A 12830-nucleotide genomic window follows, 5' to 3' on the forward strand; every position below is an offset into this window, starting at 1 on the left:
CAGTCGGTGGGGTACCGGTATCTGACGCAGCACGCCCTGACCGGCGAGTGGCTGTCGCACGATCTGCTGCTGCGCGGAGTGGAGTTCGGCCCGGACTTGAACGGGCCGGGCCTTCTGCGGGGCGCGCTGTCCCCCGGCTCGCGTGGTCTCATCCTGGGCTGACGGACCCGGGGAACACGCTGCTGTATGTCGAGGCGGGCGGGCGGATCCGGTGGGGCGGCATCATCTGGCAGACCGAGCCCGACGGCGGAACGATGCAGGTCGAGGCCGCGGGATGGTCGTCGTACTTGCAGTACCGGCATGACCTGGACGGGGAACTGGGCGGGCGTGGTCCGTACGTGAACGCCGACCCGTGCCAGGTGATGCGCGACATCGTCACCTACGCGCAGTCGGTCCCGAACGGCAGCCTGGGCATCACCGTGGACGACACGACGTCGACGGCCAAGGTGGGCAGCCCGGCGGAGCCGTGGCATTCACGCTGGTGGGAGACGCCGGTGCTCGGCGACCTCTTCGACGATCTGATCAAGGCGCCTGATGCGCCGGACTACACGTGCACCACCTGGTGGGGCAAGGACCGGTATCCGGTGCGGCGGATCCGGATCGGCTACCCGCGTCTGGGTGCGCGCCGCAGCGACATCGCGTTCAGCTCGGACACCAACATCGTCGGCCATACGCCGGTCACCTACAGCGCGGATGAGTACGCGCAGGTCGTGATCGCCACCGGGGCGGGTGAGGGGCGCTCGCAGCAGCGGGCCGTCGACGCGGTGCGCAACAAATGGCTGCGCCTGGAACACGTCCTGGAGCTGCCCGAGGTGCGCGGCCGCGATGCGCTCGCACAGCGGGCCCGCAGGGAGCGGGCCTGGCGGCAGAGCCTCGGGCACGTCGAGGAGATCACCGTCCGCGACCATCCCGCGGCGCCGATCGGGTCGTGGCAGGTGGGTGATGACGTGCAGGTGTCGGTGCGCGATGAGTGGGCGAACTGGTCGGGCTGGTGCCGCATCACCGGCTTCACGATCCGCCCCGACACTGACTCCGGTGAGACCGCCCAGCTCCAGCTCGAACCGGTCGGCGCCCACCAGTACGCGACCGCCGCCTGACCTCGAAGGAACTCTTGTGCGTAACGACATCGGCGCCCGTCTGGCCCGCCTGGAGAAGCTCGTGCAGACCATGATCCGTGCCCGCAAGCTGGTCAACGCCAGCCTGGAGAACGGCGCGGTCGACGTGTACGACGAGAACGGCTCGCTGCGCGCGGTCATCGGGCAGCAGCCGGATGGCACCAGCGGCGTCACCGCGGTCAACGGCCCTCGGCCGCCCATGCCCTCCCCGGCCGTGGTGGAGCCGGTGCTCGGTGGCGTGCGCATCACCTGGGACGGCGCCTTCGCCGACGGCCAACCGGCCCCGCTGGATCTGTCCCGCGTGCAGGTACACGTCCTGTCGTCAGTGACCGGGCAACCGGATCTGCGGTGGCCGACCACGACGATCGAAGCAGCTTCGGGGGCGTCGGTGACCGTGGCGGTCAATCACTACGGGCCCGTGTGGGTACGCCTGGTCGCCGTGAACACCTCCGGCACTCCCGGGCAGCCATCTGAGGCGGTGGAGGCCACGACGCGCCGGGCCGCGTCCGAGGATCTGGGTCAAGGGGTTGTGCGGCGCGATCATGTTGCTGCTGGGGCGATCACTGTGGACCTCCTGGACGCGGACGCGATCAACGGCAAGATCATCACTGGCGCTACGGTGCAGACCGCCGCCGAGGGGCCGCGCATCGTCCTGAACGCGGCCCGGCTGCGGGCGATCGGCACGAACGGCTCGGCGATCGGCATGGAGCCAAACGATGTCTACCCGTACATCTATTGGGCGTCTGTCGACGGTTCGGGCCAGGCCTTCATCAACGTCAGCGGCTCCAGTTCTTCGGACGCGAACATCGGCATCAACTCAGGGACGTTCACCGACGCGGACGACAGCGGCGTCTACCGGTGGCGGATGTTCTTCGGCAACGACTTCTTCACCGCGGAACGCATCAGGGCCAGAGAAGCCAAGCCCGTTGGAGGGCGCCTCTTCCTCGGCAAGAACTCTGTGGATCTGAGGTCTGGCGAGGGCTGCGGCAGCCTGTCGCTGCGGCAGGGCGCTGCGACCCTGTCCGCGGCGACAATCCGGGCGGCCGGGGTGCTGCGATCGGACAACGTCGCCCTTGGCACAGCCACCATCACCCCGGTCGCCAACAAGCCCACGTCCGTCACCTTGAGCGGCGGGAACATCAAGGGGAACAACTTCCGCGCGTTCGTCACCCCCGTCACCTCCGTGCCCGGCAAGACCGTCGTGGGCGTCGGCGTCACGGCTGTTTCATCGAGCGGTCTGACCATCTGGGTGCACCGCGCCAACACCACGCCGACCGTTGTGCACTGGATGATCATTGGAGAGGACTGAACCACCCATGGTCGACCCGACACCAGTCACCATGACCGCCACCTGCCGCGCATCGGGATGCCCTGTGGCGGGGCGGGCGTTCACGGCGTCGTTCTACGCCAACGTAAAGCCGCCCACTTACCGGGGAATCTGCATGCGCTGCGGGCGGGAACTCGCCGATCTCGTACCTGTGTACGTCTCTCTTCCCTAAAGGGCGCGAAGAGGTCGAATCTGCGAAGACGTCCGAGCACGCTTCACCCTAATTCACCACCGTATCCTCCTCGGATGACAGCACTCTCCGTCACCATCGAAAGTGAGACTGGATCGATAATCACACACTCCCAGTCACTCGATTCGGAGCCCTCTCCGGGCCATGTCGAGCGCGACCGTTCCGAAGTCCGGCCCGATGTACTCGAGGTCTGTCGGACTGTTCGGGCCGCTGCCCCACACGAAGACCGGCGCCTCTCCGTCTGCAGTTTCTTTCGATGTGTCGAGCACGAAGTAGCCGCCCATGCCGTCTGGGTGGAAGGCTACGAGGTGTGGCGGCAGGTTTACGGAGTCCCTGAGGTCCAGCGTCTCGGTGACCGTGCCCAGCACCTGACCCTCGCGGATGACAATGCCGTAGAACTCGTCTCCGGCGATGTCACAGTCGCCAATCTCGCGAAGGAAGAGCCTGTACGACTCAGGGAACGTCACCCCCAACCGGCGTTCTGCGTCCGTAATTTGAGACTCAGAACACCCCCCGTAAAGATCGACTCCCCGGGGTTGTCGCGCACCAGCTGCACGAACTGCTCGGCTTCCCTAATTCCCATTTTGGCTCCCCAAGTATGCCTTGGCTCGGTCTTTCCAGTACTGCTTGCGCCAGAGGTCGAACGCATCGCGGTCGATTCCGGAGGGAATCTTCGTCCCGGCCTTCCAGTGCAGTTGATAGTAGTTGCCGAAGTGCATGCTGTGAGTGAGCTCTGCCATGGGCCCGTTTTCGGTCTGGAGCATGTGGTGCACGTTCATGGGGCGGCCGTCAGGTCCGAGCGGGGCGAGTCCCTGCTGCATGCGTTTGAGGTTGGAGCGTCCGTACCGGTCGCGCACCTGAATGGCTTCGGGGTTGTTCAGCACGAGGTCGTCGCGTTGGTAGACGCGCTGTCCGCGGTAGGAGACGAGTTTCCAGTACTTGCAGAGTGGGGCGAGACCGAGATGGTCGGTCCATGTCAGGGGGTTGTGGACGTAGGTCGTGGGATTCGGCGCCGGGTCGAGACCAAGCGGGTCGAGCGAGGCGTAGTGGCCGGTCTCGGGGTCGTAGTGCCGGAAGTAGTTGAAGCACAGCCCGGTCTCAGGGTCGTGGTATTGGCCCGGAAAACGCAGAGGTGTGTACGCCGAGCTGCTCGCTTCCCAGGCGGTGATACCCCACAGCGTGGTGCGTGTGCGCCAGGCGATCTCGCCGGCCTCGTTGATAAGTTCAGTCGGGGCGCCGACGAGGTCGGTGATGACCGAGAAGAAGCGAGAGTCGATCTCGCACTGTGGTGTGTCGGCGGCACTGATGCGCTCGCTCTGAGCCACCGGCTGCAGGGATTGGTGTTCCCAAGTCAGGGTGACCGGGTTGGGCACGTCACGTGAGGCGGTGGTCTGTTCGCACAGCGTCGTGTCGTCCCAAGTGAAGTCGGTCTGTTCGACGATGGTTTCGCCGTCGTCGGCCAGGCGTTGCTTGGCAATGCGCCGGCCAAGAGGATCGTAGAGGTACCGCCACTGGGTTCCGTCAGGTGTGACGACCGACGTCAGTTGATCCTCGGCGTTCCAGGTGTACCGCCAGGTCTCGGGCTTCCGGGACAGGCGCCTCTTCTGGCGGAGGGTGACGCGGCCGGCGGCGTCGTGTTCGTAGCGAACGCGCCCGGCGCGGATTATTCGGGTTCGGTCGTACGTTCGCGGGCCGCCGGCCTCGTGACCAGGATGGGTAGTCGGCCAGGACGCGCTCGTCTGGTTTCCGGCGCTGTCGTAGGCGTAGTTCTCCACCCAGTCGTCAGCTCGGACGTGAGTGACGCGGCCGGCCGGGTCGAGGGTGAAGCTCCGTGCCCCGTTGAGCCGGTCGTGCTGTTGCAGAACGTATCCGTCCGGGCGGTAGGCATAGGAGCGCCGCTGAATGAGCCTACTGTCCGAGCCTGTGGTCGACTGGTCCATGAGTCGACCCGAGCCGTCGAATGCGTGGGTCAGGGTAACCGATTCGCCTACGGCGCGGGACAGTTCCTGCCCCAAGGCGTCGTAGGAGAAGTCCAAGGAGTGATCGGCAATGGAGATGTGGGTTCGGTTGCCCGCGCCGTCGTGCTCGTAGCTGCTCATCGCACCAGAGGGAGTGATGCGGGCAGTGCGCAGCTTCCGAGAGTCGTACTCATAACTGGTGATGCGCCCATTGACGGTCTCGGATGTCAGGTTCCCGGCTCTGTCGTGTGTCAGGGTGAGAGCGACACCCGGTCCTGCGGCGTGGGAGAGTTGGCCCGACAGGTCGTAGTCATACGTGATGACTTGATTTCCGAGACGCTTGCGGATGATCTGTCCGGTCCGGTCACGCTCGTAGCGGACGGTCTCTCCGAGCGGATTGACCCGAGCGATCAGGCGGCCCGCGGCGTCGTGTTCGTACGAGCAGATTCGGTCATCGAAATCTGTTTCCGAGACGAGTCGGCCTGCCGCATCATACGTGTAGGTCCACGACAAGCCCTGAGGGTTGATGACCTGGGTGAGGCGCAGTTCGGAGTCGTACTGGAACTCGTGGCGGGCCCCGTCCGCGGTGGTTCGAGCGGACAGCATGTCGAAGTGGGTGTACTCGAAGCGGGATATGCCGCCTGCCGCGTCGACGTGGCTGGTGCAGTTGCCTTCGCCGTCGTAGGTCCAGGCTTCGGTGCTGCCGTCGGGCATGGTCCGACGCGTGACATGTCCCTCGACCGTCCACTCCAACTCGGTCGTGTGGCCCAGAGGATCGGTGGTCTGGATGACACGACCGAAGGCGTCCCGACCGTACTGGGTGACGGCATTGAGTGGATCGGTGACCGTCACAAGAAGGCCCGCCTGATCGCAGCGGATGCGGGTCATGTTTCCCACAGGGTCAGTGATCGCGGTGAGGCGCCCGGAGGAGTCGTAGGCGTAGCCCGTTGTCGCTCCAGCAGGATCGGTGAACGCAGTGCGATTGCCGCGCGCGTCGTATTCCTGCCGCCAGTTGCTGCCGTCGGGCCCAGTGAGAGCTGTCGTCAGGCCTAGCCGATTGTACTCAGCCTTTGTCTCATGGCCGTCCGGAGTGATGACTGATGTCACACGTCCGTGCTCGTCATAGGAGTAGCGCGTGCTGTGGCCGAGGGGGTCCGTCACCGCCACCAGCCGGTGGTCGGCGTCCCACTCCTGGAGCATGACATTGCCCAGGGGATCGGTCTGACGGATAAGCCTGAGGAACTCGTTGTGCTCATATCGGGTGGTGTGTCCCAGGGAATCCGTGACGCTGGTCGTCCACGTGGTGTCGTCGTAGGTCAGGGCTCCGGCCAGGCAGTTGGCGCTGCCCTGAGTAAGCACGACTCGTCCCTGCTCGTCGTACGTGTAGCGATATGAGGTCCCGTTGCGGTCGGTCCAGGACGTGATTCGGCCGACTTCGTCGTAGGTGAACCTCATGGGCCGACCGGAGGAGTTGATGAGCTCGGCGAGATGGCCGTCATCGTTGTAGCCGTAGGAGACCAGCGTGGTCCCGGACGCGTCGGGGCGGTCGGGATCGAGGAGTCGCAGGCCACGGATGCGGGGCAGCGTGGGGTGCCGGTCGACCGCTACGCGGTAGCCCCCGGTGTGGACAACTTCGACGGGGGTGCCGTCGTCGGCGTACAGGATGCTGACGCGGTGGCCGTTGGGGTCCGTGATGCTCTGCAGAGGCAGGTCCACGGCATCGCCGTCGTCGGTGGCTCGGGGTGAGTGGAAGGTGTGGACCAGCCCCGACTCGGGGTCAGTCACACATAGCGCACCGTCCGTCTCTGCGTCCCAGCCGAGCAGGAGACGCGAGCCCGATTCCCCACGCACGGGTCTCTCCGCATCGGGGGCGAGCAGGGGGAAGGTGACGCGAGCACCGTCGGCCGTGGCGTAGGTGATACCGGCGTCGTCGGCTTGCAGGCGCTGGTCGAGGGTGGAGGCCCATGACGGGCCGAACCAGCCACCCCATCGGTAGGAGGAGACGTGGGTGCGCTGCAGGATCAAGGGCAGGGTGCCGGGCAACTCGACATCGTTCTGCGGCAACAGCATTTCACCGGTGGCCACGTCGATCGGGTCGCGGTCACAGTACTTTGACAGGGCACGTATCGCTGCCCGGACCTTCCCGGCCTCACCGGGGCGGAACTTGAGCCGGGACAGGCCCGAGCCATCGAGTCCCAACTTCCGGCTGAGTTTGGCGAGGTCGCTCGGCTTGAGTTTGCCCAAGCCCTTGCCGAGGAGCTTGCCCAGACCTCCCGCACCGACACCGAAGGCGGCCCCCATAGCCAGGGTCTCCGCCAGCTTGCTCGGGTCCTTGAAGGTCCCCGGATCCTGCAGGGCAGCGTCGAAGGCGGAAAACTTCATGCCCTCGCCCGCGAGTTTTCCGGCCTTGGCGATCGTCTTGATCTCCCCGAGAGCCTTCAGCGCCCGCTCCAGGCCCCGAATGGCCTCCATGACGGTACGGATGACCCTGGCCATACGACTGCCGGACTTCTCGATCCGGGCGATCAGTGCCACGACCTTGGCGGCCCGTGCGCCGGCCGCAAGGCTGCCGGCGATCGCGGAGAGGCCACCGGTCAGCACCGACAGGGCCAGGCCGGCGATCTCGAACTCGGCTATCTCCGCGAGGATCACGCCGATCTCGGTCAGCAGGTCGTGGGCCTCGTCGGCGAAGTCGTCCAGCGCCTTGGCACCCTTGCGCAGCGAGTCGGCCATCTCGGTGGCCTGCGTACGGGCGGTCTTGGCCCGCTTGTGCAGAGCTTTGGCGGCCTTGCCCTCCCACTCCAGGCCCGTGAGTGCCGTCTCGGCGTCGCGGGCGGCGGCATCCAGGCCCTTGGCCAGGGCTCGCCATTTTTTGGCTATCTCCCGGATGCCGTCCGGGTCGACGGCAGGGTCGGTGATGCCCAGGAACTCCAGATTGCTGGCGAGGGTGCTGCCGAAGGCGTGGTTGGCCTTGTTGATCCAGTGCAGCGGGTTGAGATCCCCGGCGTCAATTTCGAACTCGGCGTCGCCGGGGATGATGTCGAAGCCCATGTACGGCTCAGCCCTTCTTGGCGCGGGCCGCGGCGGACAGCAGGACGTCCAGCAAATCGAAGGCGTCGGAGACGTCATCCATGAACTTCGCCTCGGCGTCCCACTCCTTGTGCAGGTCCCTGGTGAGCTTGGCGATGGTGTCCATGCCGTCCTGGATGTCGTCCTTGGCACTCATCAGCGAACCCAGCACCCCGAACGCGGACAGGTCATGCGAAGCGGCCTTGAAGTCGTGCAGTGGCTTGCGGGTGTGGTCCTCCGCCTTGCCCAACGCGGATGCCGCCTTGTGCAGAACCTCCGCATCCTTCTTCAGGTCCGACATACGTGTCCGCCCCCCGTTGGTTGAAATGGTTGTGCGTGTGCTGTGCCGACCGGCCGACCAGTCCGTCGGCGTCGGTCAGCGGTTGATGGACTGGATTTCCCGAACGTTGATGTCCTGGGTGGTCGCGAAGGTGCCGTTGGGCAGGCGGCCCTTGGCTCCCCCGGTGCCCTTCCAGGAGATCTCCCAGGTGACGGAGGCAGTCAGCTGGTACGGCTCTCCGCCCGTGGCGCGGAGGTAGGTGACACCGCACGGCGGGTCCTGCTGGGAGGAGCCCTTGGTGTACGGGGTGCCGATGGAGCCGTCCTCATTGACCGGACAGTCACCGGAGGCCGGAAGCGTCTTCGCATCGTCGGTGCCCGGCTCCAAGTGCAGTGCCACCGGCTTCGCGGTCGTCACCGCGTACAAGGGGGTGTTCGGCAGCTCGGCGCGCACCTCGACGTCTTTGAAGACGGCCTTGTCCAGCCACACCCAGGTGGGCAGATTCACTGTCGACTTGCCCTGCGGCTTCAGCTCGACCTTCGTGTCTGGGACGCGGATCTTGTCGTAGGCGTAGGCGGCCAGCACCTCGGGGGTGGGTGCATTGGGGTCATCGGGAACAGCGCCGGCGTTCTGCCAGAACATGGTCCGTGAGCAGTCCATCGCCTCGATGTCGTCCTCATGCCCCTTGCGGACCACATCCCGCCAGAACATCCCTCGCTTCCCCACGTTGTAGTTCTTGGCGACCTCGGAGGAGAAGGTCTGCTCGCCCTTGTCATACGTCTCGACGAGCAACTCCTCGGACCACCTGCGCTGGGAGTTCACGGGCAGCAACTTGCTTGTGCCCTTCATGTCCTCGACCGCGGCCTTGAGCTGTTCGGCCGTGGCCACCGGTTCGTACCAGCACGCCGGGGGCTGCCAGTTGGGGTCCACCGGGGCGAGCGAGCCGGTGGAGGGCTTCGCCGTACCGCCACCGGACTGTTTGACGACGATCCTGGACTGACCCACCTGCGCATAGAGTTCCTTCCCAGAGGCTCCCCCTCCGGCGTGACCAGGCTTGGAGGGGTTCCGGCCGCCGTCACCTCCGATCGCGGCCACCGGGTGCGCCGTAGCCAAGGACAGCACCAGTACTGTGGCGGTCGCGCTCAGGACCGTCCGGGTACTGCTCCGCGTCATCACTGGCACCCACCTTGGGTGGTCGACACGAACGTGGTCTGCCAGACGCCCCGGCTGCTTTTGCGCAGCTTGGTCCGGTACAGCACCTGTGCCTTGTCGGACGGGGTCTCGGTGACCTTCTTGGTTTTACGGTTCTGCGTTGATGCCTTGCTTTCGTCCGAGCAGTAGAACAAGGTGCCCGAGCCGTCAGGGCTGATCCGCGCCTGCGGCTTGTACGTCCGTGTCTTGCCGATGATGGTCAAGTCCTTGTCGGCGAAGCCACTGATCCACTTCTTGCCTGTGGCCAGAGCCTCGCCCGTGTTGTAGAACGCCATCGGCTCGGCTTCAGGATTGCCCTCGGCAATGGCCGCGTAGGAAGCCAGGAGCTGCTGCTTCCCGTCATCCATGAGAGCCTGCAGCTTCGGATCACTGTTCGTCCAACCGGCGAAATCCACCTGGAACGATTTAGGCAGCTTGATCTTCGGCCGCACGGCTCCGTCATGCTTCGCCGACGGACTGGCGGACGCTGAGGTGTCCTTGTTTGCGCCCCCGGCCCCCTTGATCTTGTCGGATGAACCATCGTCACCACCACCGGAGCCACATCCGGTCAGCAATAGTGCAGTGCTTGCGGCGATCGCGAGCGCAACGGGCAGGAAACGGCGGTTCACTTCTGACTCCAGATGGGGCGACGGCGTCTCGGGGGCATCTGACGACACCCACGATGCAAATGCTTTCATGCGATCGATCCACCTCTGACCGTGGGGCGAGGAGTTGGCCGATCATCGATGGGTCGAAGAACTGGTCGGCGTAACCGTCACGGCATTCCGAGGTGCCATCCACCATGCCGTCCTCGCTGACCCTCAATGGCCCGGATGGCCCCCGTCGAGCCAGAGGGCGAGAGCCGTGTCAGCAGCTAGGTCACCGCACTCGACAAGGACGTCGAAGGTTGCTGGCCTTTGGGCATGGGATCGATAGTGCTTCGTTCACTGCTGGCCCGGGCCGAGGACGGCAGGTCGTGCAGTTGCCGTCCAGTACCGTGACAGGTCGGGGAGGGCGTCAAGGAACTGGCTGAAGCGCAGACCGAGTGCGGCTCCCCCTTGGCTCTCTTACGATCACGGTAGGGCTCGGGGCTGCTCAGGAGTGATCGCGGTGTCCATGCCTCCCAGCGCCGAGCCGACGCTCTGGGAGCTGCACCGTGCCGTCTCGCAGCTCCGAGAGGACCTTCGTGGCGGCCTCGCACGGCTGGCGGCACGCCTTGATCACGTCGTGACCGAGGACGTATACCGGGCGGACCAGCGCGGCGTGGAGCAGCGGATCACACATCTTGAGACGGGTTTTGGCACCTTGCGGGCCGAAGTGGATCAGAGTCTGGAGCGCACGGAGCAGCAGCGCCGTGAGGATCAGGCGCAGGCGATGGCGACGCGTCGGCTGGTGTTCAGCTCGTTCGTCTCGCCGGTGCTGTTGATGGCCCTCCAGCTGTGGCTGGCTTCGCGAGGTACCGCCTCGTAGCAGGCCTGGGGCCAGGGGTTGTAGTTGAGGAGCGGGGAGAACAGTGAGCGCCGACCGTGGCGACACCTGTCAGTGCCGACCGATTCGTTGCCGCGCTGCGTGCCGAAGGCGTGCACGTGGTGGAGCGGCCGGGGTGGAGAACCCACAACAGAAACCACAAGGGGCCGTTCGGGCCGGTGAACGGTGTGGTGATCCACCACACCGTGACCTCGGGGACCAGCAACACGGTCAGCATCGTTGAGCGCGGTTACGCGGGTCTGCCGGGCCCGCTGTGACACGGCATGTTCGCCAAGGACGGCACCGTCTACCTGATCGGTCACGGCCGCACGAACCACGCCGGCCGCGGTGATGGTGACGTGCTGCGGTCCGTGATCGCCGAGCGCGGGCTTCCCGCTGCGAACGAGGCGGACACCGACGGCAACACGCATTTCTACGGCTTCGAGTGCGAGAACCGCGGTGATGGCACGGACCCGTGGCCAAAGGCGCAGCTTGAGGCGATCGAGCGGGCGACGGCGGCGCTGTGCCGCGCGCACGGCTGGAGCGCAGCGAGCGTCATCGGCCACAAGGAGTGGCAGCCCGGCAAGGTCGACCCCAAGGGCTTCACCATGAGTTGGCTGCGCGAGCGCGTGGCGGCCAGGCTGAAGTCGAAGCCGTCCGGCGGAGGTTCGAGCAGTGGCTCGGCAGGTGGTTCGCCGGCGGGCTCGTCGACCTACGCGGTCAAGAGCGGCGACACGCTGTCCGGGATCGGCAAGAAGCTCGGCGTCCGTTGGGAAGTTCTCGCCCAGGCCAACAAGATCAAGAAGCCGTTCGTGATCAAGGCGGGGCAGAAGCTCACCGTTCCGGGTAAGTCGAGCGGCGGCTCCTACTCCGCTCCTCCCTTTCCGGAGGGTCTTGCTCCGGGCCGTTCGGCACCGTCTGCTGAAGAGTCTACAGAAGGCGCTGAAGGACACCGGTTGGCTTGACCGGTCGGTACCGCTGGCCGACGCGTACGGGCCGCAGACGCAGAAGGCCGTCGCCGCCTTCAACCGCAAGCACAACCTCTTCACCGCAGGTCACCCCGATGATCCGGCGATCGGCCGCCGGGGCTGGAGCCTCCTGCACGAACTCGCATACGGGAAGCAGAACGTTGATCGACTTCATTCACACGCACAGCACCCGCCTCTACACCATCGCGGCCGCGGCGCTGGCCCTCGTCGCCTACTTCGTGGACGGCCTGCCGACGGGGCTCATCCTCGCCCTGGTCGCCGCGATCCTCGGTACCGGTGGGGCCGTTCAGCGGGTGGAGGACCGCAAGACGGCCAAGGCCCTTCACCAGGAGCCGCCCGCGGCCTCGTAGACAACGACCAGCGCCACAGCGCCCCGCCTCCTCCCCTCACGTCACGTGAGGGGAGGAGGCCTGTTGGTAGCCGGTGGTCGGACTCCGCGTCCCGACGGCGTCGCGGCGCGGGCCCTCTGCGATCGGATCTGCGGCTGCTAGCACTATTCTGCTCTCTTGGATATGTCGTGATGGAGAGGAGGCAGAGGTGGCGAAGCCGCTGTTGTGTGGTCGGCAGGAGATCGGGCGGGTGTACCGCATCAAGCCCGAAGTGGTCAGTAATACGTGGATCCACCGGGGCGTCCTCTCCTACGAGGACGCCGTGATCGTTTCGGGTAAGCCGGTCTGGCCCGGGGGGTTCGTGGAGTCGCTGGCGTTGCCGCCGGGCTCTCGTGGCCGGCAGCTCGACGCGGAGGAGCTTGCTGCGCTGGAGGCCGAGCAGGGGGCAAGGGTGCGCCCCCGCAAGAAGGGCGAGTTGCCCGCGCTGGTCGGTGCGCAGGAGTACGCGGAGTTGTTCGGGGTGACGCAGGTCGCTGTGGGGCAGGCCGCGAAGGCTGGTTCGGGCCGGGTGGCGGAGCCGGACTACGCCCTGTCCGGTTCGAAGGTGTGGCTGCTGGAGTCGGTGCTCGCCCATGCGCCGACCACGATGGAGAAGTCACGCAAGAAGATTTGGGTGCTGCGCGAGGATGTCGCCGAGGCACTGGAGCAGGGCCGGTACGACGGCCCGGGGTCGTTCTTCTCGCAGCGGGGGAACAAGGTTCAGTAGTTCCGCGCGGCCGACGGGGGCCGTCACCGGCATCTGTCCGGTGATGTCGCCGGAGTCGGTACGGCAGCCGCCGACTTGGCGCCTGGTAGAGCGTTGAGGTCAGCCGGTGGGGGCGCCGGTAGGCGGGTCCCGCCGAGTTGCACCCCCCA

The 12830-nt window shown here is 66.1% G+C and carries 10 protein-coding genes and 2 pseudogenes; 7 read left to right on the plus strand and 5 right to left on the minus strand.

Going from position 1 to position 12830, the window contains the following annotated elements:
• Positions 1-6: 6 nt before the first annotated feature.
• From ACOBQB_RS12645 to ACOBQB_RS12655, 3 genes are all read left to right on the plus strand, one after another.
• On the plus strand, positions 7-162 hold the full coding sequence (locus tag ACOBQB_RS12645; RefSeq protein ID WP_423591474.1) for a hypothetical protein: 156 nt from the start codon (positions 7-9) through the stop codon (positions 160-162).
• Positions 163-254: 92 nt separating this feature from the next.
• Complete coding sequence (locus ACOBQB_RS12650) at positions 255-1097, plus strand: hypothetical protein (RefSeq protein WP_423591475.1); 843 nt, start codon at positions 255-257, stop codon at positions 1095-1097.
• A 16-nt stretch (positions 1098-1113) separates the two neighbouring features.
• Positions 1114-2424: a hypothetical protein gene (locus ACOBQB_RS12655; protein WP_423591476.1), complete on the plus strand. Its 1311-nt coding sequence runs from the start codon at positions 1114-1116 to the stop codon at positions 2422-2424.
• 324 nt (positions 2425-2748) lie between these two features.
• On the opposite strand, the pseudogene ACOBQB_RS12660 reads toward ACOBQB_RS12655, so the two are convergent.
• The 5 genes and pseudogenes from ACOBQB_RS12660 to ACOBQB_RS12680 all read right to left on the minus strand — a co-directional run.
• Positions 2749-3132: pseudogene (locus ACOBQB_RS12660) on the minus strand (SMI1/KNR4 family protein); the annotation flags it as partial.
• Positions 3133-3204: 72 nt separating this feature from the next.
• Positions 3205-7641 carry a DUF6531 domain-containing protein gene (locus tag ACOBQB_RS12665; RefSeq protein ID WP_423591477.1) on the minus strand — a complete coding sequence of 1479 codons (4437 nt, stop codon included), beginning with the start codon at positions 7639-7641 and terminating at the stop codon, positions 3205-3207.
• 7 nt (positions 7642-7648) lie between these two features.
• Positions 7649-7960, minus strand: coding sequence for a hypothetical protein (locus ACOBQB_RS12670; RefSeq protein ID WP_423591478.1), 312 nt, complete (start codon positions 7958-7960; stop codon positions 7649-7651).
• A gap of 75 nt (positions 7961-8035) precedes the next feature.
• Positions 8036-9112 (minus strand): hypothetical protein, encoded by a 1077-nt coding sequence (locus tag ACOBQB_RS12675; RefSeq protein WP_423591480.1) that lies wholly within the window; start codon positions 9110-9112, stop codon positions 8036-8038.
• Positions 9112-9828, minus strand: coding sequence for a hypothetical protein (locus tag ACOBQB_RS12680; RefSeq protein WP_423591481.1), 717 nt, complete (start codon positions 9826-9828; stop codon positions 9112-9114). Before ACOBQB_RS12680 ends, ACOBQB_RS12675 begins: the two co-directional genes overlap by 1 nt.
• A 412-nt stretch (positions 9829-10240) precedes the next feature.
• Between ACOBQB_RS12680 and ACOBQB_RS12685 the strand changes: the two genes are divergently transcribed.
• The 4 genes and pseudogenes from ACOBQB_RS12685 (at position 10241) to ACOBQB_RS12700 (ending at position 12681) form a co-directional block, all read left to right on the plus strand.
• Positions 10241-10600: a hypothetical protein gene (locus ACOBQB_RS12685; RefSeq protein ID WP_423591483.1), complete on the plus strand. Its 360-nt coding sequence runs from the start codon at positions 10241-10243 to the stop codon at positions 10598-10600.
• Between the two features lie 56 nt (positions 10601-10656).
• Positions 10657-11562 (plus strand): annotated as a pseudogene (locus ACOBQB_RS12690) (N-acetylmuramoyl-L-alanine amidase).
• Between the two features lie 164 nt (positions 11563-11726).
• Positions 11727-11936: a hypothetical protein gene (locus tag ACOBQB_RS12695; RefSeq protein WP_423591484.1), complete on the plus strand. Its 210-nt coding sequence runs from the start codon at positions 11727-11729 to the stop codon at positions 11934-11936.
• 187 nt (positions 11937-12123) lie between these two features.
• Positions 12124-12681 carry a hypothetical protein gene (locus ACOBQB_RS12700; protein ID WP_423591486.1) on the plus strand — a complete coding sequence of 186 codons (558 nt, stop codon included), beginning with the start codon at positions 12124-12126 and terminating at the stop codon, positions 12679-12681.
• Positions 12682-12830 lie beyond the last annotated feature (149 nt).

Origin of the sequence: Streptomyces sp. G5(2025) (genome assembly GCF_049542075.1) — a bacterium.
Classification (GTDB): domain Bacteria; phylum Actinomycetota; class Actinomycetes; order Streptomycetales; family Streptomycetaceae; genus Streptomyces.